Below are 22,227 nucleotides of genomic sequence, written 5' to 3'. Positions count from 1 at the left end.
TATGTTGCACTGCGGGAATGTCATTCCGTTTGGCCGGCGGCTCGACTATGCTGCTCAAGCGCGCTTCGGGCGTCCGCATCGTGTGTCACGCCGGCGCCTTGTGGATATCCGAATACCGCCGCTTGGACGACAGCGTGCTGCAGGCGGGCGAATCCCTGACCATCGGCAGCAATCGCGACGTCGTCCTCAGCGGCCTGCCGGATGCGCAGGTCGCGCTACTTTCCCAGGGCGGGCGCGACCCGATGTCGAAGCGTCCTTGCCCTGGCCCCGCAGGCCATCCGGAGTTCCAGTCATGACCGCGTCCTTGCCCGATTCGCCCCGCATCGAAATGTGGTTCGATTTCGCCAGCCCCTACAGCTACCTGGCGATCGAGCGCATCGACAGCCTTGCGCGGGCGGCCGGCGTGCGCGTCGACCTGCGGCCCTTCCTGCTGGGCCCGATCTTCCAGGCGCAGGGCTGGAACGACACGCCGTTTCGCCTGTTCCCCGGCAAGGGCGCCTACATGATGCGCGATATCGCCCGCCTGGCCGACAAGTACGGGGTGGTCTACAACCGCCCGCGCCTCTTCCCGCGCATGAGCGTGCTGCCCGCGCGCATCGCGCTGCTGGGTCAGGATGAACCCTGGGGCCGGGATTTCTGCGTGGCCGTGTTCCGCGCCAATTTCCAGGACGACCTGGACATCCAGGCGGAAGACGTCGTGCACCAGCTGCTGACCGGACTGTCGTTGGACGCCGATGCGCTGATTGCGCGCGGCAAGTCCGAAGCCGCCAAGGAAGCGCTGCGCCGCCAGGTGGACCGCGCGCGCAACCTGGGCCTGTTCGGCGCGCCCACCTTTTTCGTGGAAGGTGAAATGTTCTGGGGCAATGACCGGCTCGAGGACGCGCTGGACTGGACGCGCCGCGCGGCGCCCTCCAGCGCCTGGGCGCCGGCCGCCCGCGCTTGAACTCCCACGCATCGCAGGTTTTTTCGTCAACGCAAGTTCAGCAATGAAAAACGCAAGCAGCGCCTATCGCGGCGCGCCCATGCCGGGCGGCCGCTCGTTCACGCAATTCCGCGCCGCCCGCATCCGGCGGGTGTCGTTCCAGTGGAAGCAGGCGGATCGCGCCGGCGATCAGGATGACGGCCTGCCCAAGCGCGTCAGCCACGGCAAGCGCGGGTGACGGCGGAACGCCGCTGCGGGCGCCCGCCGTCCGCATCAGGCGTTCATCCCTTCGTCACGGGCGCGATGTTCGCCCACTCTTCATCCGAATACAGCCGCGATCGCAGCAGGAAGCGCTTGCCTTCGGCGCTGTCCAGCGAAAAGGCGCCGCCGCGACCCGGCACGGCGTCGATGACGAGCTGGGTGTGCTCCCAATACGCGAACTGGTCCTCGCCCATGTAGAACGGGCAGCCTTCCAGTTCGCCCAGCAGCACGTCCGAGCCGCCCACCATGAATTCGCCCTGGGGATAACACATGGGCGAGCTGCCGTCGCAGCAGCCGCCGGACTGGTGGAACATCAGCGGGCCGTGCTTGGCCCGCAAGGTATCGATCAGGTGGCGCGCCTCGTCGGTCGCGACCACGCGTGGCGTGTGCTCTGGCATGGACGGATTCCTCGCAGGCGCGCCGGGCGGGGCCCGGCGCGCGGATTGCCGCAAATCGCGGATCAGAAGAACCCGAGCTTCTTCGGCGAATAGCTCACCAGCAGGTTCTTCGTCTGCTGGTAGTGGTTGAGCATCATCTTGTGGTTTTCGCGTCCGATGCCGGATTGCTTGTAGCCGCCGAACGCCGCATGCGCGGGATAGGCGTGATAGCAGTTGGTCCACACGCGGCCGGCCTTGATGGCGCGTCCCATCCGGTAGCACGTGTTGGCGTCGCGCGACCAGATGCCCGCGCCCAGTCCATAGAGCGTGTCGTTGGCCAGCGCCAGCGCATCGTCGGCGTCCTTGAACGTCGTCACCGCCACGACCGGTCCGAAGATTTCCTCCTGGAACACGCGCATCTTGTTGTGGCCCTTGAAGACCGTGGGCTGCACGTAGTAGCCGCCTTCCAGCGCACCCTGCATCTGCGCGCGCGATCCGCCGGCCAGCACGTCGGCGCCTTCCTGCTTGCCGATGTCCAGGTACGAGAGGATCTTTTCCAGCTGCTCGGTGGAGGCCTGCGCGCCCAGCATGGTGTCGGCATCCAGCGGATTGCCCTGCTTGATTTCGGCGACCCGCTTCAGGGCGCGCTCCATGAATTTGTCGTAGAGCGATTCCTGGATCAGCGCGCGGCTGGGGCACGTGCACACTTCGCCCTGGTTCAGCGCGAACATGACGAACCCTTCGACGGCCTTGTCCAGGAAGTCGTCATCCTGCGCGGCCACGTCCGCGAAGAAGATGTTGGGCGACTTGCCGCCCAGTTCCAGCGTGACCGGGATGATGTTCTGCGACGCGTACTGCATGATCAGCCGCCCGGTGGTGGTTTCTCCGGTGAAGGCGATCTTGGCGATGCGCTTGCTGGAGGCGAGCGGCTTGCCGGCTTCCAGCCCGAAGCCGGTCACGACGTTCACCACGCCCGGGGGCAGGATGTCGCCGATCAGTTCCATCAGCAGCAGGATGCCCAGCGGCGTCTGCTCCGCGGGCTTGAGCACCACGCAGTTGCCGGCGGCCAGGGCAGGCGCCAGCTTCCATGCGGCCATCAGGATGGGGAAGTTCCACGGAATGATCTGGCCGACCACGCCGAGCGGTTCATTGAAGTGATAGGCCACCGTGTCGTGGTCGATCTCGGACAGCGAGCCTTCCTGGCTGCGGATGCACGAGGCGAAGTAGCGGAAGTGGTCGATGGCCAGGGGGATGTCGGCGGCGCGGGCTTCGCGGATGGGCTTGCCGTTGTCCCAGGTTTCCGCCGTGGCCAGGCGTTCCAGGTTGGCTTCCATCACGTCCGCGATCTTCATGAGCATGCGGGCGCGTTCGGCCGCCGGGGTCGAACCCCATTTCGGCGCGGCGCGGTGCGCGGCGTCTAGCGCCAGTTCGATGTCGCGCTCCTTGGAGCGGGCGTTGCGGGTCAGGGTCTGGCCGGTGACGGGCGTGACGTTGTCGAAGTATTCGCCATCCGCGGGCGACTGCCATTTTCCGTCGATGAAATTGTCGTACTGCGTCTTGAGGTCCAGGCGGGTGCCATAGGTTTCCGGGGTAACGCGGGTCGCGATGTCCATGCTTGTCTCCGTATTGTTGGGATGGCGGCAGTGGGCTGCCTGCCCTGTATCAAGCAAACCGCATGCCAGTCGGGCCAACCCCGCTGGACAGCGTGCCGCACGCGTGCGAAAGTAGGCTTCCGTGTGCGGAAGGCTTTGCCGCCGGGCCGCCCCAAGGCAGGCAGCCCCCTTGGGCACAGCAGCTCCCTGTCAGGCCCGCACCCTCATCGTCGCTTTTTGCGACGGTGTCGCGGAACAGGTGTCGCAGAACGCCCGTCCAAGGAGACATGCATGGCCTCTCATTCCCGTCGGCAGACGCTGACGCAGGCGCGCCTGCTGTTCAACCAGCAGGGCGCGGTGCCCGGCGGCATGGTCGCCGAACCCATCCTGCGCTCGTGGCGCCGCTGCGCCGACCTGGGCTTCGACATGCGCGGCGTGCGCCGCGCCGAACTCATGACGCAGGGCGAGCTGCGCGAGGCCCAGCAGCGCAATGAAGCGCTGCGCCGGATGTCCGAACCCGCCATGTCGTACCTGCGCCGCCAGGCCGGCGGCAGCGGCAACCTGGTCATCCTGTCCGACGCGCAGGGCCTGGTGCTGGATTCGGATGGCGATACCGGCTTCGCGCATCGAGCCTCCCGGGTGGCGCTGATGCCGGGCGCGCCCTGGGACGAAGCCGCCGCCGGCACCAACGCCATCGGCACCGCGCTGGTCGAAGGCCGGCCGATCGCCGTGCACGGCGCGGAACACTATTTCGAACCCAACCGCATCCTGACCTGCGCGGCCGTTCCCATTACCGACAGCGAGGGACGCACGCTGGGAGTGCTGGACCTGTCCAGCCAGGCGCGCGACATCCGTCCCGATGTCCTGGCGCTGGTTCGCGACGCCGTGGACCGCATCGAGCACCAGCTGTTCGAACAGTCTTATGAACAGTGCGCCGTGCTGCGCCTGCACGCGAACCATTCCGGCCTGGGCGAACCGGGCGAAGCGCTGCTGGCGTTCCAGGGGGACCTGCTGGTGGGGGCGAACCGCCACGCGCTGCAGGCGCTGGGATTGGCCGCCACCGCCTTGGGCGTGTACCGCTACGCCGATGTCTTCGACGGCGAGATCGAACGCTGCCCCGACGCGGCGGGGCGGGTGCACACGCGGCTGGGCGCGGTGTATCACGCCCGGCTGCGCTGGCCGCGCACGCGGGCCCCGAAATCGCCGGCCGTGCCGGCGTCGCCGCCGGTTGTCGGCGCCGGGCCCGCGACCACCTTCAGCTTCGACGCCGCCACCCTGGGCGCGCTGGCGCGCGCGGTGCACCTGTCCGACGCCGGCGTGTCGATTTTGCTGCAGGGCGAGACCGGCGTGGGCAAGGAAGTGTTCGCGCGCCAGATGCATGCGCGCGGCCAGCGGGCGTCAGGCCCCTTCGTGGCGGTGAACTGCGCCGCCTTGCCCGAAAGCCTGATCGAATCGGAACTGTTCGGCTACGAAGAAGGCGCGTTCACCGGCGCGCGCCGACAGGGCAGCAAGGGCCTGTTGCGCCAGGCGCATGGGGGCGTGCTGTTCCTCGATGAGATCGGCGACATGCCGCTGTTGCTGCAATCGCGCCTGCTGCGCGTGCTGCAGACGCGCGAGGTCTCGCCGTTGGGCGCCGCGCGGCCCGTGCGGGTCGATTTCACGCTGGTGTGCGCCACGCATCGGCCGCTGGTCCATGACGGACCCGACGCGCCGGTGCGTCCCGACCTGTACTTCCGTATCGCCGAGTACACGGTCACGCTGGAACCCCTGCGCGCGCGCGCGGACCGGCTGGAGCTGCTGCGCGGCCTGTGGGCCGCGCAGGGCGCGGGGCCGGCCTTGCCGCCGGTCATCGAGGCCGTGCTGGCCGCGTATTCGTGGCCGGGCAATTATCGTCAGCTGGTGTCGGTGCTGCGCACCCTGCATGTGTTGGCGGGTCCCGCCGGCAGGGTGGACGCCGAGATGCTGCCCGCGGAATTGCGCGGTGCGGCAACCGCCGCGCCCGCGGCAGGCGACGGCGCCGACCTGCAGGCCATGACGGACGCCGCGATCCGCAACGCCCTGGCCGAACACGGCGGCAGCGTGAGCCGCGCGGCGCGCGCGCTGGGCGTGCACCGCAGCACGGTTTACCGTCGCGCCGCAGCGCTGGGGCTGACGCGTCCGCGCTGACTGCCGCGGTTCGGCCCCAGGCCAGCGCGCGGCGCTTGCCCGCCTGGGCAGCGCGTGCCGCTCAGTGCATCAGCCGATCAGGCGGGCCAGTTCGGCGCCCGGATCCTTGGCGCGCATGAACGCTTCGCCCACCAGGAAGGCGTCGACCTTGTGATCGCGCATCAGCTTCACGTCTTCCGGCTTGAGGATGCCGCTTTCGGTCACGACGCGCTTGCCCGCCGGAATGCGCGGCAGAAGATCCAGCGTGGTCTGCAGGCTGGTCTCGAACGTGCGCAGATTGCGGTTGTTGATGCCCAGCAGCGGCGTCTTGAGGGTCAGCGCGATCTCCAGTTCCTGGGCGTCATGCACCTCTACCAGCACGTCCATGCCCAGCTCGATGGCCAGCGTTTCGTATTCGCGCAGCTGCGCGGGCGTCAGCGCGGCGACGATCAGCAGCACGCAGTCCGCGCCCATCGCGCGCGCGGCGATGATCTGGTAGGGATCGATCACGAAGTCCTTGCGCAGCACGGGCAGCGAGCACGCCGCGCGCGCCTGGCGCAGGTGGTCGTGCGAGCCCTGGAAGAACTGCACGTCGGTCAGCACCGACAGGCAGGCCGCGCCGTGCACGGCATACGTGGCCGCGATCTCGGCGGGCGCGAAGGCGTCGCGGATGACGCCCTTGGAAGGCGATGCCTTCTTGATTTCAGCGATGACGCCGGCCTTGCCCTGCGAGATCTTGTCTTCGATGGCCTGGGCGAAGCCGCGCACGTCCTGGCGCGCCTGCGCTTCGCGCAGGACTTCGGCTTCGCTGCGCATCTGGCGGGCGGCGGCGACTTCCTCGACCTTGACGGCGAGGATCTTCGCGAGAATATCGTTCATTTCTGGAAAGTCCGGGTATATGCGCAGAATTCTTCCAGCTTGGCTCGCGCCGCGCCGGTGGAAATTAGTTCAAATGCTAGCGCTAAGGCTTCGGGAATGGAATCGGCTTTATTGCCGGCATAGATGGCAAGTCCGGCATTGAGGGCGACGATGTCGCGGGCTGCGCCCTCGACATTTTCCAGCGCCTCTATGACAAGCTCGCGCGACTGCTCGCGATTGGACACCTTGATGCTGCGGTTGGACATCATGGATAGCCCGTAGTCCTCGGGATGGATCTCGTATTCGCGGACCTTGCCGTCCTTCAGTTCTCCGACCATGGTGGCGCCGCCCAGCGAGGCTTCGTCCATGCCGTCCTTGCCGTGCACGACCAGCACGTGGCGCGAGCCCAGGCGCTCCAGCACGCGCACCTGGATGCCGACGAGGTCGGGGTGGAACACGCCCATCAGCTGGTTGGCGGCGCCGGCCGGATTGGTCAGCGGGCCCAGGATGTTGAAGATCGTGCGCACGGCCAGCTCTTTACGGATGGCGGCGACGTTCTTCATGGCGCCGTGGTGGGCGGGCGCGAACATGAAGCCGATGCCCGTCGCCTGGATGCACTCGGCCACCTGCTCGGGCGTCAGCACCAGATTGGCGCCCAGGGCTTCCAGCACGTCGGCGCTGCCGCTGGACGACGAGGCGCTGCGGTTGCCGTGCTTGGCAATGGGCACGCCCGCCGCGGCTGCCACGAACATGGCGGTGGTCGAGATATTGAAGGTGTGGCTGCCGTCGCCGCCCGTGCCGCACATGTCCAGCAGGTCATTCGGGTTGGGCGTGACCACGGGCGTGGCGAACTCGCGCATGACCTGCGCCGCGGCGGTGATCTCGCCGATGGTTTCTTTCTTGACGCGCAGGCCCATCAGCAGCGCGCTGGCGATCTGCGGCGACATCTCGCCGCGCATCAGCATGCGCATCAGATGCAGCATTTCGTCGTGGAAAATTTCGCGGTGTTCAATGCAGCGCGTCAGCGCTTCGGTGGGGGAAATAGTCACGATGCGTCCTTCTTAGGCGAGGTTCAGGAAATTGCGCAGCAGGGCGTGGCCATGCTCGCTCAGCACGGATTCGGGGTGGAACTGTACCCCGTAAAGCGGCAGGGTCTTGTGGCGGATGCCCATGATGTCGCCATCCGGCGCCGTGGCGGTGACGGCCAGGCAGTCCGGGAGCGTGGCCGGGTCGATCGTCAACGAGTTGTAGCGGATGACAGTGTAAGGCGTGGGCAGGCCTTCGAAGATGTCGGTGCCCGTGTGTGAGAGCTGAATGGTCTTGCCATGCATGATTTGCTGCGCGCGCACGATGTCGCCGCCGAAGGCCGCGCCGATCGCCTGGTGGCCCAGGCAGACGCCCAGAATGGGCTTCTTGCCGGCATATGCCTGGATCAGCGGCACCGAGATGCCCGCCTCGGCCGGCGAGCAGGGACCGGGCGACACGCAGATCTGGTCGGGGTTCAGGGCGTCGATTTCCTCCAGCGTGATCTGGTCGTTGCGGGCCACGCGCACGTCGACGCCCAGTTCGCCAAAGTACTGCACCAGGTTGTAGGTAAAGGAATCGTAGTTGTCGATCATCAACAGCATTTTTTTCTCCTCGGGGCCGTCCTGCGGCCCGGGCGGTAAGCGGGGGGCGGTTGCCGCCAGTCTCAGATGGGTTCGTCCAGGCCGTGCTGCACCTGTTCGGCCGCGCGCAGCACCGCGCGGGCCTTGGCTTCGGTTTCGGCCCATTCGGCTTCGGGGTTCGAATCGGCCACGATGCCGGCGGCCGCCTGCACATACAGCGTGCCGTCCTTGATGACGCCGGTGCGGATGGCGATGGCCACGTCCATCTCGCCGCCGTAGCTCAGGTAGCCGGCCGCGCCGCCGTAGATGCCGCGGCGCACGGGTTCCAGCTCATCGATGATCTTCATGGCCTCGACCTTCGGCGCGCCCGTCAGGGTGCCCGCGGGGAACGAGGCGCGCAGCACGTCCATGCTGCTCATGCCGGGGTTCAGGGTGCCGGTGACGTTGGACACCAGGTGCATCACGTGCGAATAGCGCTCGATGACCATGGTGTCGCTGACCTTCACGCTGCCCACCTGGGCGACGCGGCCCACGTCGTTGCGGGCCAGGTCGATCAGCATGACGTGTTCGGCGATCTCCTTGGGGTCGGCCTTCAGTTCGGCCGCCAGCGCCGCGTCTTCCTCGGGCGTGCCGCCGCGCTTGCGGGTGCCGGCCAGGGGGCGGATGGTGATCTGCGACTTCGGTTCGCCGTTTTCCACCGTGCGCTCCTGTCGCACCAGGATCTCGGGCGACGCGCCCACCACCTGGAAGTCGCCGAAGTTCCAGAAGTACATGTAGGGGGAGGGATTGAGCGACCGCAGGGCGCGGTAGAGCGAGAGGGGGGAGTCACGGAAGGGCTTGGCGATGACCTGGCCGATCTGCACCTGCATCAGGTCGCCGGCGGCGATGTGTTCCTTGGCGCGCAGGACCGCCGCCAGGTAGTCCTCTTTCTTGAAGTCGCGCCGCTCTTCGGTCTGCATGCTGGCGTGGCTGTAGGGGATTTCCACGGGGCGTCGCAGGCGCGCGCGCAGGTCCGTCAGGCGCTGCTGCGCGCGGCTGTAGGATTCGGGCTGGCCCGGATCGGCGTAGACCATCAGGTAGATGCGGCCGGCCAGGTTGTCGACGATGACCAGTTCGTCCACGTGCATTAGCATCAGATCGGGCGTGCCGCCTTCCATGCCCGCCGGGAACGGCTTGACCGCGGGGCCCAGGCAGGGCTCGATGTGGCGCACCGTGTCGTAGCCGAAATAGCCGGCCAGGCCGCCGCAGAAGCGCGGCATGCCCGGACGCAGCGCCACCTTGAAGCGGCTCTGGTATTGCTCGATGAAGGCCAGCGGATCGCCGTCGTAGGTTTCCACGACCTTGCCGTCGTGCAGCACTTCGGTGCGGGTGCCGCTGGCGCGGATCACCGTGCGCGCGGGCAGGCCGATGAAGGAATAGCGGCCGAAGCGCTCGCCGCCCACCACCGATTCCATCAGGCAGGTCATGCGGCCGGCCAGGGGGCCCGAATGGGCCAGCTTCAGGTAGATGCCCAGCGGCGTGTCCAGGTCGGCGTACGTCTCGGCGACCAGCGGGATGCGGTTGTAGCCTTGTGCCGCAAGGGCCTTGAATTCGATTTCGGTCATGTCGGGTCTCGTAAGCGGTGTTTGCTTTCGGACCGGGCACGCAACAAAAAACCCGGTCCAGGTAACTGGTTCCGGGTTGGGCGCTGTTTACACAGTGTCGGCGCTAGGCGGCAAGGTCGCGTCTAGGGCCGGGAAGGGAATCATCGCCACCCGGAAGACAAACGCCACCAGCGCCACGAGGCGCCGAGCATTTGGTTCTGGATGGAAACGTTCATTGACGGGTATTCAGTGAATTCGCGGTATCGGTTTGCGCAGCCGCTTCAGGCGGGGATTTTTGCTGCGTTCTGGTTCTGATTCCAGAGCGCAACCCACTGGGCGGCGTTGACAAGCGTGTCAACTATACCATCGACATCCAGCTCGCGCACGTCGCGGCCTTCGTTGTAGCCATAAGGCACCACCAGCACCTGCGTGCCGGCGCTGCGGCCGGCCTGCGCGTCGTTGATGGAATCGCCGATTGTCACGGCCTCGGCGGGGGTCACGCCCAGCAGGTCGCACGCGTGGTGCACCTGGTCAGGATCGGGCTTGCGGCGCTCGCAGGTGTCGCCGCAGACCACGGCGTCGAAAAAGCCCGCCAGGCCCGTGCGCTGCAGCAGCGGCAGGGTGAATTCCGTGGGCTTGTTGGTGACCACCGCAAGCTTGAGCCCCTGTTCGCGCATGAGCTTCAGGCCTTCGAGGACGCCGGGGTAGACCTGCGCGCGCTCGCCGTTGACCAGGTGGTAATGGCGGTAGAAGGCCTCGCGGGCGCGGCTGAATTCCTCGGGGGACGGGTCGGCGGCGTCGAGCGAGCCGGCCAGGCTGCGGCGCACCAGGTTGTCCACCCCCTTGCCGACGAACGTGGCCACCACGTCTTCGCGCAGCGAGATCATGCCCAGTTCGACGCGCATGGCGTTGGCGGCAAAGGCCAGGTCGGGAATGGAGTCGAGCAGGGTTCCGTCCAGGTCCAGCAGTGCGGCGCGAAAGGCGGTCATGTCGGTTTCCTGAGCTTAGATGGCGGTGGTTTCGCCGATGGCGATCTGATCGCGCATGGCCTTGATGATGCCGGCGTAGTCGGGCTTGCCGAAGATGGCCGAGCCCGCCACGAACGTGTCCGCGCCCGCGGCGCGGATTTCCGCGATGTTGTCGATTTTCACGCCGCCGTCCACCTGCAGGACGATTTCCTGGCCGCCGGCCTGCATCCAGGCGTCGATCCGGGCGCGGGCTTCGCGCAGCTTGGTGAGCGCGCCGGGGATGAAGCTTTGGCCGCCGAAGCCCGGGTTCACCGACATGATCAGGACCAGGTCGATCTTGTCCATCACGTAGTCCATGTAGGACAGCGGGGTGGCGGGATTGAAGACCAGGCCCGCCTTGCAGCCGCTCTCGCGGATCAGCGAGAGCGTGCGGTCGACGTGGCGGCTGGCGTCCGGGTGGAAGCTGATGTAGTCGGCGCCGGCCTTGGCGAACTGGGGCACCAGCGCGTCCACGGGCTCGACCATGAGATGCACGTCGATCGGCACCTGGACGTGCGGGCGGATCGCCGCGCAGACCATCGGGCCGATGGTCAGGTTGGGGACATAGTGGTTGTCCATCACGTCCACGTGGATCCAGTCGGCGCCCGCGGCGACGACGTTGCGGACTTCCTCGCCCAGCCGGGCGAAGTCAGCCGACAGGATGCTGGGGGTAATGCGGGTGGAGGCCGTTTGCTTGGACATGATGTTCGGGGTCGGGAAGGGCATAATGTGCCATTATTGCAGTTTGAGCCGCGGTATCGGGAACGGCCCGTTCCGGCGGCCGCAAAACTGCGTTTTTTCAAGCGTCGGCGCCGGGATCCGGCCGCCTGCCTGCAGCCACACAGGGAAGGACTGTGAAACCTTACGACCTGAGCGTCACCGTCTCTCCGCGCTTCGTGCCCGAACAGTCCGATCCCGGCGAACAGCAGTTCGTGTTCGCCTACACCGTCCGCATCACCAATACCGGCGAACATCCCGCGCAGGTGATCAGCCGCCACTGGATCATCACCGACGGCAACCAGCGCGTGCAGGAAGTCCGCGGCCTGGGCATCGTCGGGCAGCAGCCGCTGCTGGCGCCGGGCGAGACCTTCGAATACACCAGCGGCTGTCCCTTGCCCACGCCGGTGGGCACGATGCGCGGCATCTATCACTGCGTCGGCGAGAACGGCATCCCGTTCGAAGTGCCGATCTCCGAATTCGTCCTGGCCATGCCGCGCACCCTGCACTGAGCCTGGCCCGGCCATCCCGTTGCACGTTTTTCCATCTGCTCATGAAGCGCATTCTTAGCCTGTCCGTGCTGTCGGTCCTGCTGGCGGCATGTTCCACCCCCTCGGATATTCCCCCTGAATCCGGCCTTCCCGGCACTCCCGGCACCCGCACGCCGGCCGCTGACGGTCCGCTCGTGGTGCCGTCGCTGGCGGCGCTGCCGGACACCGCGCCGCGCAAGCTCGCGGGCAAACTGAAGCCGGCAAACTGGTCCGAGATGCCCGGCTGGACCGCGGACGACCTTTCCCAGTTCTGGCCCCTTTTCCTGCGCAACTGCAAGGGCCTGATGCGCCCCACCAGCGGCAACCTGGCTGCGCCCGCGCGCGCCACGCCGCGCGCCTGGCAGCCGGTTTGCGCCGCAGCCGTCGACCCGGCGCGCGCGCCCGCTGCCGGCGACGTCGAGGCCGTGCGCCGCTTCCTCCAGACCTATCTGCAACCGTGGCGCCTGAACGCCGACGACGGCAAGCCGGCGGCCAATACGGTGACTGGCTACTACGAGCCCCTGGTGCGCGGCTCGCGCCGCCAGGGCGGACCCTACCAATGGCCGCTGTACGCGGTGCCCGCCGACCTCCTGACGATCGACCTGGGCTCGATCTATCCCGACCTGGCCGGCAAGCGGGTGCGCGGCAAGCTGGACGGCAAGCGCGTGGTGCCCTACGACACCCGCGCCGCCATCGAATCCTCGTCCGGCCGCCGTCCGCCAGTGGTGGTGTGGGTGGACGACCCCGTGGACAACTTCTTCCTGCAGGTGCAGGGATCGGGCCGGGTGCAGCTGACCGACGGCCCCGACGCCGGCAAGACCATCCGCGTCGCGTACGCCGACCACAACGGCCAGCCGTACGCGTCCATCGGCCGCTGGCTGATCGACCGCGGCGAGCTCACCGCCGACCAGGCGTCGATGCAGAACATCCGGGCCTGGGCGCAGCGCAATCCCAAGCGCGTTCCCGAAATGCTCAGTGCCAACCCGGCCGTGGTGTTTTTCCGCGAAGAGCCGGTGATCGATCCCGAGCAGGGCCCCAAGGGCGCGTATGCCATTCCGCTGGCGCCCAAGCGCTCGGTGGCCGTGGACGCGACCTTCGTGCCGCTGGGCACGCCGGTGTACCTGGCCACGACCTTCCCGGCCTCCGACCGGCCCCTGCAGCGCCTGGTGTTCGCGCAGGACACGGGCACGGCCATCCGGGGCGCCGCGCGCGCCGACTTCTACTGGGGTTACGGCGAAGAAGCCGGCCAGCAGGCCGGCCGCATGAAGCAGCGCGGCCAGATGTGGCTGCTGTGGCCCAAACAAGCCGGGGAGCCTTCCGCAAGATGAGCCATCAGATCGTAGTTTGCGGGGCCGGCATCGTCGGCCTGTCCACCGCCCTGGCGCTGGCCCGGCGCGGCCAGCGCGTGGCCGTGCTGGCGCCGCGCGCCGCCGTGCCCCCCGCCGATCCCAACCGCTATCACCCGCGCGTCTACGCCATTTCGCCCGCCAGCCAGCGCTTCCTGGCCGAACTGGGCGTGTGGGACGCGATGCCTGCGTCGCGCCTGATGCCGGTCCAGGCCATGGAAATCCACGGCGACGCCGACGGACAGGTGAACCTGAACGCCTGGCAGGCGGCATTGCCGCAGCTGGCCTGGATCGTGGAGTCCGGCGAAATCGAGCGCGTGCTGATCCAGGCCGTGCGCATGTTCGGCATCGCCTGGCTCGAAGATCGCTGCACGGGCTACGACGCCGGCGCCATCCAGACCGAAAGCGGCGCCCGCATCCAGGCCGAATTGTTCGTGGGCGCCGACGGCGCCGCGTCGCCGCTGCGCGCCGCCGCGGGGCTCAAGCACGAATCCGTGTCCTACGACGACACCGGCCTGGTGGTGCACCTGGACGCGGAACTCGCGCACCATGGCACGGCCTTCCAGTGGTTCCGCGACGACGGCGTGCTGGCCCTGCTGCCGCTGCCCGACACCGCGGACGGTCCGCAGGTGTCGATGGTCTGGTCCATGCGCAGCGAACGCGCGCAGGAACTGCTGGCATTGCCGCAGGAAGCGCAGGCCGCCCGCCTGGAAGCCTTGCTGGCCGAGGCCGCCGAGGGCCGGCTGGGCCGCCTGAAAGTGCGCAGCAAGCTGCACGGCTTTCCGCTGACGCTGGAGCGCGCCCAGATGGTGGCGCCCGGCATCGCGCTGGCGGGCGACGCCGCGCACCGCCTGCACCCGCTGGCGGGGCAGGGCCTGAACCTGGGGCTGGGCGACGTCGAAACGCTGGCCCGCATCGTCGCGGGGCGTGAGCCTTACCGCCAGGCTGGCGACCTGCGCGTCCTGCACCGCTACCAGCGCGCGCGCGCCGAGCCGGTGCTGGCCATGCGCCTGGCCACCGACGGCCTGCACAAGCTGTTCGGATCGAAGGCCACGCCGCTGGTCTGGCTGCGCAACGCGGGCATGCACTGGGTCGAGCGGGCGCCGCTGATCAAGCGCCGCCTGATTGCCGGGGCATCCGCCAACTAGTCGCGCCCTCGGGGCGCCTGGCGGAACCTTGAAGGGTGGGCGGCCGTCTGATAGACATCGCCCACCCGGACTGCTCACCGGGGACGCAACGCCGAATCGGTTACGCTTTCCGCCAGAGAACACGATAGACAAGTTCAGGAGTACTGATGAAATTCCGCATATCCGCCACGCTGGCGGCATGTTTCCTGGCCGCCGGCATGGGCCTGTCCGCGTCCGCCGCGGCCCAGGATGGCAAGTCCGTGTCCACGACGTCCGTGGGCCAGGCGGACAAGGGTCAGAAAAGCGTCTCCACCACCGAACTGGATCCGCAGTCGGCTGCCGTCAAAGAGCGCTTCCAGCAGCGGTTTTCCGGCATGAACGTCACGACTGTCCGCCGCACGCCGTACGGACTGTTCGAAGTGCAGCTCGGCATGGACCTGATCTACACCGACGAAGGCGTCAACTGGGTCATGGAAGGACCGCTGATCGACGCCATGACGCGCCGCGACGTCACGCGCGAATCCCAGGAAAAGCTCAGCGCCGTCACGTTCGACCAGCTGCCCCTGGATCTGGCCATCAAGCAGGTCAAGGGCGACGGCTCGCGCAAGGTTGCGATCTTCGAAGACCCCAACTGCGGCTACTGCAAGCAGCTGCGCAAGACGCTCGAGGGTGTGGACAACCTGACCGTCTACACCTTCCTGTATCCCATCCTGTCGCCTGATTCCAAGGTCAAGGTGCGCGACGTCTGGTGCGCCAAGGACCCGGGCAAGGCCTGGGACGACTGGATGCTGCGCGGCCAGAAGCCCGCCACCGCCAATTGCGACGTGCCCGAAGACAAGCTGCTGGCCCTGGGGCAGCAGCTCATGGTCCGCGGCACGCCGACCCTGTTCTTTGCCGACGGCTCGCGCATCAGCGGCGCGATGCCCCTGGACCAGCTCAAGGCCCGTTTGAACTGACCGGCGCAACGCGCGCCGGCCCGGGTGGGTGGCGCGGATTGCGCCATCCCACCCGGAGACAAGACTTGAAAATCGCAATACTCGACGATTACCACGACGTAGCCCGGCGCTATGCGGATTGGACCTCGCTGGGCGGCGACGCCGAGGTTCAGATCTTCAACAATTTCATTCCCGACGACCAGGTCGAGGCCTCGCTCGAGTCCTTCGACGTGATCGTCGCCATGCGCGAGCGCACGCCGTTCCCGGCCGCCCGCATCAAGGCCCTGCCCAAGCTGCGCCTGCTGGTCACGACAGGCATGCGCAACAACGCCATCGACATGCAGGCGTGCGCCGAACAGGGCATCACCGTGTCCGGCGCGCCAGGCAGCGCCGACGCCAACACCGCCACGGCCGAACTGGCCTGGGCCCACATTCTTGGGCTGTTCAAGCACCTGCCCGCCGAAGACGCGGCCATGCGCCGCGGCATGTGGCAGACGGGCATGCCCGAACCGCTGGCGGGCAAGCGCCTGGGCGTGGTGGGCCTGGGCAAGCTGGGCGCCGCGGTGGCCAAGGTCGGCCAGGCCTTCGGCATGGACGTGGTGGCCTGGAGCCCCAACCTGACCGACGAGCGCGCCCAGGCCGCCGGCGTCACGCGCGTGGACAAGCACGAACTGTTTTCCACGTCCGACGTCGTCAGCCTGCACCTGATCCTGTCCGAGCGCAGCCGCCACGTGGTGGACGCCACGGCGCTGGCTTCCATGAAGCCCACCGCCTACCTGGTGAACACGTCGCGCGCCGGCCTGGTCGACCAGGAAGCGCTGATGGACGCCCTGGTGAAGTTCCGCATCGCCGGCGCGGGCCTGGACGTCTATCCCGAAGAGCCGCTGTCCCCGACCGACAGCGTGCGCGACCTGGACAACGTGATCCTCACGCCGCACCTGGGCTACGTCAGCCGCGAGAACTTCGAGGCCTTCTACCAGAACTGCCTGGAAGCCGTGAAGGCCTGGGCGGCGGGCAAGCCGATCCGCGTGCTGAACGGCTGACAAGGCCGGCCGCAATGAAAAGGGCTGCACGGGCAGCCCTTTTTTTTCGTCCGTCGGCGGTCGTGCTCAGCCGCGCGAGAACACCACCTTCTTCTCGATGATCGCGCCGGGCTCGAGCGCTTGCGGCGTGTCGCCGCAGGCCTCGTCCGCGTCGTCGTCGGGATCGACCGCGTCGAACGCCGTGTCGCCATTGGCGTCCGGCACGCCCGTGGGCTTGAGACCCACGAAGTCGAACAGGTCGCGGTCCATCAGGTGCGACGGCACCACGCGCGACAGCGCATTGAAGACGTTCCACGAACGGCCCGGGTGCTGCCGGTCCCATTCCTTGATCATGCGGCCCACTTCCTTGCGCTTCAGGTTCTCTTGCGAGCCGCAGAGGTTGCACGGAATGATGGGGAACTGCTTGAGTTCCGCGTAGGCGATCAGGTCGGTCTCGGGGATGTAGGCCAGCGGCCGGATCACCGTGTGGCGGCCGTCGTCGGACACCAGCTTGGGCGGCATGCCCTTGGCCTTGCCGCCGTAGAACAGGTTCAGGAAGAACGTGCCCAGGATGTCATCGCGGTGATGGCCCAGCGCGATCTTGGTGGCGCCGAGTTCCGATGCGACGCGGTACAGGATGCCGCGGCGCAGCCGCGAACAGAGCGAGCACATCGTCTTGCCTTCTTCCAGCACGCGCGTGACGATGGAATACGTATCCTGCGTCTCGATGTGGAAGGGCACGCCCAGTTCTTTCAGGTACTGCGGCAGGATGTGGTCGGGAAAGCCCGGCTGCTTCTGGTCCAGGTTGACCGCGATCAGCTCGAACTTGAACGGCGCGCGCTTCTGCAGCTGGAGCAGGATGTCCAGCATGGCGTACGAATCCTTGCCGCCCGACAGGCAGACCATCACGCGGTCGCCGCCTTCGATCATGTTGTAGTCGGACAGGGCGCGGGTGGTCTCGCGCGCCAGGCGCTTGGTCAGCTTGTTGGCTTCAAAGCGCGCCTTTTCGTCGGCGGGCGTGCGGAATTGCACGCCGGGGGGAGCGATATCGTTCATGGTCAGCGGGTAATCTGGATTTCCACGCCCACCGCCGCACAGTCGGAGAAGGCCATGGGCTTGCTGATGCGCAGGCGCAGCGCGCGGATTTCCTGGAAATCCGCCAGGAGGCGCGCAGCCACCTGTTCGGACAGCGTCTCGATCAGGTTGACGTGCGCCTGCGTGCATTCTTCGACGATGGCCTCGCGCAGGCGGCGATAGTCCAGCACGCTGTGGATGTCGTGGTCGTCGACCGAGCGCTGGATGTCCACGTCGAAGTCGGCGTCGACATGCAGGGGCTGGGTGGCGCGGCGCTCGTGCTCGAGGATGCCGATGCGGGCGTCGAGCGCAAGCCCGGAAAGAATGATGCGGCGAGTGGGCATGATGAAAACCTGGGTGGAATAGCCGGAATTGTAAGGCGGCGGCGGGACAGGGGGGCGCGCTGGCTACAATCCGGCCATGTCCGGGCGCCCGCGAGGCGCCGGCGCTGTCATTAAGGGGTGAAATGCAACAGATGCACGATTCGGTCATTGTAGGCGGCGGCCCGGCCGGCGCCTCCTGCGCCCTTTGGCTGGCGCGCCTGGGCCTGTCCCCGCTGCTGGTCGAGGCCAGCCCCCGCCTGGGCGGCCTGGGCAATGACAATCCGTTCGCCGACGACTGGATTGCCGTCCTGCCCGGGGTGACTGGGCAGCAGGTGGCGGCCAACATCGACACCAGCGTGCGCGCCGCGAACGTGCCCCTGCGGCTGGAAACCCGCGTGACGGGCGTCAGACCCTGTAAAGGCGGCATCGAAGCCACGCTGGCCGGTCCGGCGGGCGACGAATCCCTGGTCCGCGCCCGCACGCTGGTCATCGCCTCGGGCGTGCGCGCCAAGGGCCTGCCCGACCATCCCGCGGGGGCCTCCTGGCCGGGCGTGCTGATCGGCCCGGGGTCGCCGATCGTCGCCCAGGACTATTCCGGCCTGTCCGTGGCGGTGCTGGGCGGGGGCGACAACGCCTTCGAAAACTACGTCTACGTGCGCAACCGCGGCGCGCGCGCCGTCCACTTGTACGCGCGCAGCGTGCGTGCCCAGCAGCAGTGGGTCACGCGCGCCGGCCGCGAGGGCGTGCGCATCGGGCCGTACAAGGTGGACCCGGCCACCCGCAGCGTGGACGGCCAGCAATACGACCTGATCCTGGTCTTCTACGGCTGGGAACCCCAGGCGGCGTTTGCCGATGGCCTGCGGCTGGCTCGGGACGAACGCGGCTACATCCGCACCGATTTCGCCACCGCCGAGACCAGCGTGCCCGATATCTACGCGATCGGCGAGGTCGCGCACCGCATGCATCCGTGCGTGGTCACGTCGATGGCGGACGGCGTGGTGGCGGCCAAGGCTATCCAGCGGCGCTGGGAGCGGGCGGGCGAGTAGCCGCTTTTTCCCGGGCTGCCCGGCCACGCGGCGGCACCCCCGCGCGGGTCCGCGCTCTTCAGCCCAGGCGAACCCACACCTCCGGATTCCAGAATAGGCATTTGACCGCGCCGCGCCCACACTCATGCTCACAAGTTGATCAATCAATGATCACGCAGGGAGACAAGCATGATGTGTGCGCATCGCTGGCTGGCAGCCGGCGCGGTGGCCGTCGCCATCGCGAACCCGGCGCAGGCGGCCTGGCCTGAACGGCCCATCACCCTCATCATTCCCGCCGCGCCCGGCGGCACCACCGACATCTCGGCGCGCCTGATCGCGGACAAGCTGTCCGCCAGGCTTGGGCAGCAGGTCATCGTGGAAAACCGCGCGGGGGCGGCGGGCATCATCGGCGCGCAGGCGCTGGCGCGTGCCAAGCCCGACGGCTACACGCTGCTGATGGGCAACATCGGCCCCAACGCCATCAACTACGCGCTCTACAAGACGCTGCCTTACAAACCGTCCGACTTCGCGCCGGTGACGCTGGTCATTTCGGTGCCCAACGTGCTGGTCGTGAACGAAGCCTCGGCGGCGCGCTCGGTATCCGACCTGCTGGCGCAGGCCAGGCAGGATCCGGCCAAGGTTTCCTTCGGCAGTTCGGGCGCGGGCCAATCGCCGCACCTGTCCGCCGAATTGTTCAAGCAGCGCGCCGGCATCGCCGGCACCCACGTCGCCTACAAGGGCGCGGGCCCCGCCGTGGCCGCGCTGCTGGGCCAGCAGTTCACCTTCATGATCGACAACCTGCCCAGCTCCATGCCGTACATCCAGTCCGGCAAGCTGCGCGCGCTGGCCGTCACCAGCGACAAGCGCCTGGCCGAGCTGCCGGACGTGCCGACCATGGCCGAGGCCGGCGTGAAGGACATGGTGGTCACCGCCTGGTTCGGACTGGTCGCGCCCGCCGGCACGCCGCCAGAAGCCATCGACAAGCTCTTTGCCGCCACGCGCGACGTGGTGCGCAGCCCGGAGATCAGCGAACGCTTCCGGGCCATGGGCGGGCAGGCCGGCGGCAACACGCCCGCCGAATTTACCGCCTTCATCGACCAGGAACGCGCGCGCTGGAAGTCCATCGTGGATGCGGCGGGCCTCGTGCAGGAGCAATAAGTGATCGACAAGATACAGGCATCCATGGCGCAGGCCGTGGCGGTGATTCCGGACGGCGCATCGGTGCTGGTCGGCGGCTTCGGCGAAGCGGGCGTGCCCTACGAACTGCTGCAATGCCTGGCGGAATCGGGGCGGCGCGACCTGACCATCATCTCCAACAACGCGGGCACGTTCGAACGCGGCATCGCCGCCCTGTTGATACGCAGGCAGGTCAGGAAGATCATCTGCTCGCACCCCCGTCCGCCCAACTCCGAAGCCTTCGCCCGGGCCTACCGCGCGGGCGAGGTGGAACTGGAATGCGTGCCGCAGGGCACCCTGGCCGAACGGTTGCGCGCCGCGGGCGCGGGCCTGGGGCCGTTCTACACGCCCACCGGCTATGGCACCGAGCTGGCGCAGGGTCGCAGGCAGGAAATCATCGACGGCGTGGGCTACGTGCTGGAGCAGCCCCTGCGCGGCGACTACGCCCTGATCCGCGCGCACCTGGGCGACCGCTGGGGCAACCTGATGTACCGCCACGCGGCGCGCAACTTCAATCCCGTGATGTGCATGGCGGCGCGCCATGCGATCGCGCAGGTGGACGAAATCGTGCCGCTGGGCTCCATGGCGCCCGAGCAGATCATGACGCAGGGCATCTTCGTGAAATCCGTGGCGCGCGTGGAGGCCTGACATGCAAGAGACCATCGGCCTGACCCGCCAGCAGATCGCGCAGCTGCTGGCCAGCGACATCCCGGACGGCGCCATCGTCAACCTGGGCATCGGCATGCCGACCCTGGTGGGCGACTACCTGCCGCCCGACCGCGAAATCCTGCTGCACAGCGAGAACGGCATCCTCGGCATGGGGCCGGCCGCCGTCGGCGAACAGATCGATCCCGACCTCATCAACGCCAGCCGCCAGCCCATCACCCTGCTGCAAGGCGCCTCCATCACCGAGCACACCGTGTCCTTCGCCATGATGCGCGGCGGCCACCTGGACTACGCCGTGCTGGGCGCCTTCCAGGTCTCGGAGCAGGGCGACCTGGCCAACTGGAAGACCGAGGCCGCCGACGCCATCCCCGCCGTGGGCGGCGCGATGGACCTGGCCGTCGGCGCCAGGCAGGTGCTGGTCACCATGGAGCACCGCGGCCGCGACGGAACGTCCAAGGTGCTCAGGCAATGCACCTATCCGCTGACCGGCAAGGGCGTGGTGTCGCGCATCTACACCGACCTGGCCGTCATCGACGTAACGCCCGCCGGCCTGCACGTGCATGCGATGAAGCAGGGCGTCAGCGAGGCGTTCCTGCGCTCGGTCACCGACGCGCCGCTGCATTTTCCGCAGGCGCCTCGCATCATCGTGGTGGATGGCGCGGGGGTGCCGCGATACGAATGACGTCTTGCGCCCGGTTTCGGGCAAAGGAGCTTCCGATGATCCGATCGATCCTGGCCGCCGTCTCGATGGGCATGCTGTGCCTGGGCGCGGCGCACGCCGCGCAGAACTACCCCGACAAGCCCATTACCCTGCTGATCCCCTATCCCCCCGGCGGCAGCGCCGACATGCTGGCGCGCCCGCTGGGTGCTGAATTGCAGAAGAAGTGGGGCCAGCCGGTGGTGCTGGAATACAAGCCCGGCGCGGGCGGCGCCATTGCCTCCGCCCAATTGGCGCGCGCCAAGCCCGACGGCTATACGCTGCTGATGGTGCTGGCGGCGCACACCATCAACCCCAGCCTCTATCCCTCGCTGCCTTACGACACGCGCAAGGACTTCGCGCCGGTCTCGCTGGTCGCCACGCTTCCGATGCTGGTGGCCGCACCCCTGGGCACGCCAGCGAACACGATTCCCGAACTGATCGCCTACGGCAAGAGCCACCCCGGCAAGCTCAGCTTTGCCTCGGCGGGCAACGGCAACACCAGTCATCTCGCCGCCGAGATGTTCAAGAACCAGACAGGCGCTGACATGATGCACGTCCCCTACAAAGGCAGCGGCCCCGCGGTCGTGGCCCTGCTGGGCGGCGAGGTGTCGCTGATGTTTGACAGCATCTCCACGTCGCTGCCCCAGGTGCAGGCTGGCAAGCTGAAAGCGATCGCAGTCACCGGCGAACGCCGATCGCCGTTGCTGCCCGATGTGCCGACGGTGGCGGAAAGCGTGCCGGGCTTCGTGGTGAACGGCTGGTACGGGGTGCTGGCGCCGGCGGGCACGCCGCAGGCGGTCGTGGATGCGTTGAGCAAGGGGATTGCGGAGGTGGTGTCGGCGCCGGAGGTGAAGCGGCAGCTGGCGGGATATGGGTATGAGGTGGTCGGGTCTACGCCTGGGGATTTTGAGGCGCATATCGAGAGGGAGCTTGTGGCTTGGAAGCGGGCGGTGGAGGTGTCGGGGGCCAAGGTGAATTAGGCGATTCTTGATGAAGTGCGGATGAATTTTGTGGGTTTGAGGTCTTCGTCTAGGTCCGAGTTCTTTCGGGGCGTGGCGTCTTCATAGGCCCGAGATCTTCGTAGGTCGCCCGGCGTCGCGGGCGCCGTGGCTGCGAGCGCCCACGATTGCGGTCCGGAGCGTTCGCTCCGGACTTCCCCCTCGTCATCTTCGTCACGGCCTGCGGCCGTTCCTTCAGATTCCCTCGGGCGCATCGAGGTTGCTCGCAGCCACGG

The 22,227-nt window shown here is 67.8% G+C and carries 24 protein-coding genes; 14 read left to right on the top strand and 10 right to left on the bottom strand.

The window, feature by feature from the left end; genetic code table 11:
• Positions 1-17: 17 nt before the first annotated feature.
• The 3 genes from ABE485_RS22215 to ABE485_RS22205 are packed head-to-tail and all read left to right on the top strand — an operon-like array spanning position 18 to position 1,160.
• The gene (locus ABE485_RS22215; protein WP_346517425.1) at positions 18-296 is read left to right on the top strand and encodes a DUF2917 domain-containing protein; all 279 of its coding nucleotides are present in this window, start codon (positions 18-20) and stop codon (positions 294-296) included.
• Positions 293-943 carry a 2-hydroxychromene-2-carboxylate isomerase gene (locus tag ABE485_RS22210; RefSeq protein WP_346517424.1) on the top strand — a complete coding sequence of 217 codons (651 nt, stop codon included), beginning with the start codon at positions 293-295 and terminating at the stop codon, positions 941-943. Before ABE485_RS22215 ends, ABE485_RS22210 begins: the two co-directional genes overlap by 4 nt.
• A gap of 43 nt (positions 944-986) precedes the next feature.
• The gene (locus ABE485_RS22205; RefSeq protein ID WP_346517423.1) at positions 987-1,160 is read left to right on the top strand and encodes a hypothetical protein; all 174 of its coding nucleotides are present in this window, start codon (positions 987-989) and stop codon (positions 1,158-1,160) included.
• Positions 1,161-1,203: 43 nt separating this feature from the next.
• On the opposite strand, the gene ABE485_RS22200 is transcribed toward ABE485_RS22205, so the two are convergent.
• Positions 1,204-1,581 carry a DUF779 domain-containing protein gene (locus ABE485_RS22200; protein WP_057286281.1) on the bottom strand — a complete coding sequence of 126 codons (378 nt, stop codon included), beginning with the start codon at positions 1,579-1,581 and terminating at the stop codon, positions 1,204-1,206.
• A gap of 62 nt (positions 1,582-1,643) precedes the next feature.
• Complete coding sequence (gene adh / locus ABE485_RS22195) at positions 1,644-3,173, bottom strand: aldehyde dehydrogenase (protein WP_346517422.1); 1,530 nt, start codon at positions 3,171-3,173, stop codon at positions 1,644-1,646.
• Positions 3,174-3,443: 270 nt separating this feature from the next.
• Between adh and ABE485_RS22190 the strand changes: the two genes are divergently transcribed.
• Entirely contained in the window at positions 3,444-5,318 is a 1,875-nt protein-coding gene (locus ABE485_RS22190; protein WP_346517421.1) for a sigma-54-dependent Fis family transcriptional regulator, read from the top strand.
• Positions 5,319-5,387: 69 nt separating this feature from the next.
• Here the strand turns inward: ABE485_RS22190 and trpC are convergent, their stop codons facing one another.
• The 6 genes from trpC to rpe form a co-directional block, all read right to left on the bottom strand.
• On the bottom strand, positions 5,388-6,176 hold the full coding sequence (gene trpC, locus ABE485_RS22185) for an indole-3-glycerol phosphate synthase TrpC (RefSeq protein ID WP_346517420.1): 789 nt from the start codon (positions 6,174-6,176) through the stop codon (positions 5,388-5,390).
• Positions 6,173-7,204 (bottom strand): anthranilate phosphoribosyltransferase, encoded by a 1,032-nt coding sequence (gene trpD / locus ABE485_RS22180; protein ID WP_346517419.1) that lies wholly within the window; start codon positions 7,202-7,204, stop codon positions 6,173-6,175. The genes trpC and trpD overlap by 4 nt, the downstream gene beginning before the upstream one ends.
• 12 nt (positions 7,205-7,216) lie before the next feature.
• Positions 7,217-7,783, bottom strand: a complete 567-nt coding sequence (locus tag ABE485_RS22175; RefSeq protein WP_346517418.1) for an anthranilate synthase component II — start codon at positions 7,781-7,783, stop codon at positions 7,217-7,219.
• 62 nt (positions 7,784-7,845) lie between these two features.
• Positions 7,846-9,366, bottom strand: coding sequence for an anthranilate synthase component I (gene trpE / locus ABE485_RS22170; RefSeq protein ID WP_346517417.1), 1,521 nt, complete (start codon positions 9,364-9,366; stop codon positions 7,846-7,848).
• Between the two features lie 260 nt (positions 9,367-9,626).
• The gene (locus ABE485_RS22165) at positions 9,627-10,334 is read right to left on the bottom strand and encodes a phosphoglycolate phosphatase (protein ID WP_346517416.1); all 708 of its coding nucleotides are present in this window, start codon (positions 10,332-10,334) and stop codon (positions 9,627-9,629) included.
• Positions 10,335-10,349: 15 nt separating this feature from the next.
• On the bottom strand, positions 10,350-11,078 hold the full coding sequence (gene rpe / locus ABE485_RS22160; protein ID WP_346517415.1) for a ribulose-phosphate 3-epimerase: 729 nt from the start codon (positions 11,076-11,078) through the stop codon (positions 10,350-10,352).
• 128 nt (positions 11,079-11,206) lie between these two features.
• On the opposite strand from rpe, the gene apaG reads away from it, so the two are divergent.
• The 5 genes from apaG to ABE485_RS22135 all read left to right on the top strand — a co-directional run bounded on the left by apaG (position 11,207) and on the right by ABE485_RS22135 (position 16,050).
• Positions 11,207-11,581: a Co2+/Mg2+ efflux protein ApaG gene (gene apaG / locus ABE485_RS22155; RefSeq protein ID WP_008164816.1), complete on the top strand. Its 375-nt coding sequence runs from the start codon at positions 11,207-11,209 to the stop codon at positions 11,579-11,581.
• Between the two features lie 41 nt (positions 11,582-11,622).
• Positions 11,623-12,927 (top strand): murein transglycosylase A, encoded by a 1,305-nt coding sequence (gene mltA / locus ABE485_RS22150; protein ID WP_346517414.1) that lies wholly within the window; start codon positions 11,623-11,625, stop codon positions 12,925-12,927.
• Entirely contained in the window at positions 12,924-14,093 is a 1,170-nt protein-coding gene (locus ABE485_RS22145) for a UbiH/UbiF family hydroxylase (protein WP_346517413.1), read from the top strand. Before mltA ends, ABE485_RS22145 begins: the two co-directional genes overlap by 4 nt.
• 146 nt (positions 14,094-14,239) lie before the next feature.
• Positions 14,240-15,028: a DsbC family protein gene (locus tag ABE485_RS22140; protein WP_346517412.1), complete on the top strand. Its 789-nt coding sequence runs from the start codon at positions 14,240-14,242 to the stop codon at positions 15,026-15,028.
• 65 nt (positions 15,029-15,093) lie between these two features.
• On the top strand, positions 15,094-16,050 hold the full coding sequence (locus ABE485_RS22135) for a D-2-hydroxyacid dehydrogenase family protein (protein ID WP_346517411.1): 957 nt from the start codon (positions 15,094-15,096) through the stop codon (positions 16,048-16,050).
• Between the two features lie 66 nt (positions 16,051-16,116).
• Here ABE485_RS22135 and ttcA read toward each other — a convergent pair whose 3' ends face one another.
• A complete protein-coding gene (gene ttcA / locus ABE485_RS22130) occupies positions 16,117-17,085 on the bottom strand; it encodes a tRNA 2-thiocytidine(32) synthetase TtcA (protein WP_346517410.1) in 969 nt (322 codons plus the stop codon).
• 2 nt (positions 17,086-17,087) lie between these two features.
• A complete protein-coding gene (gene folB, locus ABE485_RS22125) occupies positions 17,088-17,447 on the bottom strand; it encodes a dihydroneopterin aldolase (RefSeq protein WP_008164827.1) in 360 nt (119 codons plus the stop codon).
• A gap of 122 nt (positions 17,448-17,569) precedes the next feature.
• On the opposite strand from folB, the gene ABE485_RS22120 reads away from it, so the two are divergent.
• The 5 genes from ABE485_RS22120 (at position 17,570) to ABE485_RS22100 (ending at position 21,973) form a co-directional block, all read left to right on the top strand.
• Complete coding sequence (locus ABE485_RS22120; protein ID WP_346517409.1) at positions 17,570-18,472, top strand: NAD(P)/FAD-dependent oxidoreductase; 903 nt, start codon at positions 17,570-17,572, stop codon at positions 18,470-18,472.
• 168 nt (positions 18,473-18,640) lie between these two features.
• Entirely contained in the window at positions 18,641-19,609 is a 969-nt protein-coding gene (locus ABE485_RS22115) for a Bug family tripartite tricarboxylate transporter substrate binding protein (RefSeq protein WP_346517408.1), read from the top strand.
• Positions 19,610-20,275: a 3-oxoacid CoA-transferase subunit A gene (locus ABE485_RS22110; protein ID WP_346517407.1), complete on the top strand. Its 666-nt coding sequence runs from the start codon at positions 19,610-19,612 to the stop codon at positions 20,273-20,275.
• A 1-nt stretch (position 20,276) separates the two neighbouring features.
• Positions 20,277-20,975, top strand: coding sequence for a 3-oxoacid CoA-transferase subunit B (locus tag ABE485_RS22105; RefSeq protein WP_346517406.1), 699 nt, complete (start codon positions 20,277-20,279; stop codon positions 20,973-20,975).
• Positions 20,976-21,010: 35 nt separating this feature from the next.
• A complete protein-coding gene (locus tag ABE485_RS22100; protein WP_346517405.1) occupies positions 21,011-21,973 on the top strand; it encodes a Bug family tripartite tricarboxylate transporter substrate binding protein in 963 nt (320 codons plus the stop codon).
• Positions 21,974-22,227: the final 254 nt, after the last annotated feature.

This window comes from Achromobacter spanius, from assembly GCF_039673305.1.
GTDB classification, from domain to species: Bacteria; Pseudomonadota; Gammaproteobacteria; order Burkholderiales; family Burkholderiaceae_B; genus Achromobacter; species Achromobacter spanius_F.
This window is presented reverse-complemented; position numbering and strand designations above follow the sequence as displayed.

Excerpts from the sequence above, each read along its gene's own strand:
- ABE485_RS22190 (WP_346517421.1), top strand. The coding sequence starts at position 3,444 with ATGGCCTCTCATTCCCGTCGGCAGACGCTGACGCAGGCGCGCCTGCTG.
- ABE485_RS22115 (WP_346517408.1), top strand. The coding sequence starts at position 18,641 with ATGATGTGTGCGCATCGCTGGCTGGCAGCCGGCGCGGTGGCCGTCGCC.
- mltA (WP_346517414.1), top strand. The coding sequence starts at position 11,623 with ATGAAGCGCATTCTTAGCCTGTCCGTGCTGTCGGTCCTGCTGGCGGCA.
- ABE485_RS22105 (WP_346517406.1), top strand. The coding sequence starts at position 20,277 with ATGCAAGAGACCATCGGCCTGACCCGCCAGCAGATCGCGCAGCTGCTG.
- adh (WP_346517422.1), bottom strand. The coding sequence starts at position 3,173 with ATGGACATCGCGACCCGCGTTACCCCGGAAACCTATGGCACCCGCCTG.
- trpE (WP_346517417.1), bottom strand. The coding sequence starts at position 9,366 with ATGACCGAAATCGAATTCAAGGCCCTTGCGGCACAAGGCTACAACCGC.
- trpC (WP_346517420.1), bottom strand. The coding sequence starts at position 6,176 with ATGAACGATATTCTCGCGAAGATCCTCGCCGTCAAGGTCGAGGAAGTC.
- ABE485_RS22205 (WP_346517423.1), top strand. The coding sequence starts at position 987 with ATGAAAAACGCAAGCAGCGCCTATCGCGGCGCGCCCATGCCGGGCGGC.
- folB (WP_008164827.1), bottom strand. The coding sequence starts at position 17,447 with ATGCCCACTCGCCGCATCATTCTTTCCGGGCTTGCGCTCGACGCCCGC.
- ttcA (WP_346517410.1), bottom strand. The coding sequence starts at position 17,085 with ATGAACGATATCGCTCCCCCCGGCGTGCAATTCCGCACGCCCGCCGAC.
- ABE485_RS22210 (WP_346517424.1), top strand. The coding sequence starts at position 293 with ATGACCGCGTCCTTGCCCGATTCGCCCCGCATCGAAATGTGGTTCGAT.
- ABE485_RS22120 (WP_346517409.1), top strand. The coding sequence starts at position 17,570 with ATGCAACAGATGCACGATTCGGTCATTGTAGGCGGCGGCCCGGCCGGC.
- ABE485_RS22100 (WP_346517405.1), top strand. The coding sequence starts at position 21,011 with ATGATCCGATCGATCCTGGCCGCCGTCTCGATGGGCATGCTGTGCCTG.
- ABE485_RS22200 (WP_057286281.1), bottom strand. The coding sequence starts at position 1,581 with ATGCCAGAGCACACGCCACGCGTGGTCGCGACCGACGAGGCGCGCCAC.
- ABE485_RS22165 (WP_346517416.1), bottom strand. The coding sequence starts at position 10,334 with ATGACCGCCTTTCGCGCCGCACTGCTGGACCTGGACGGAACCCTGCTC.
- ABE485_RS22175 (WP_346517418.1), bottom strand. The coding sequence starts at position 7,783 with ATGCTGTTGATGATCGACAACTACGATTCCTTTACCTACAACCTGGTG.
- rpe (WP_346517415.1), bottom strand. The coding sequence starts at position 11,078 with ATGCCCTTCCCGACCCCGAACATCATGTCCAAGCAAACGGCCTCCACC.
- ABE485_RS22145 (WP_346517413.1), top strand. The coding sequence starts at position 12,924 with ATGAGCCATCAGATCGTAGTTTGCGGGGCCGGCATCGTCGGCCTGTCC.
- ABE485_RS22140 (WP_346517412.1), top strand. The coding sequence starts at position 14,240 with ATGAAATTCCGCATATCCGCCACGCTGGCGGCATGTTTCCTGGCCGCC.
- ABE485_RS22215 (WP_346517425.1), top strand. The coding sequence starts at position 18 with ATGTCATTCCGTTTGGCCGGCGGCTCGACTATGCTGCTCAAGCGCGCT.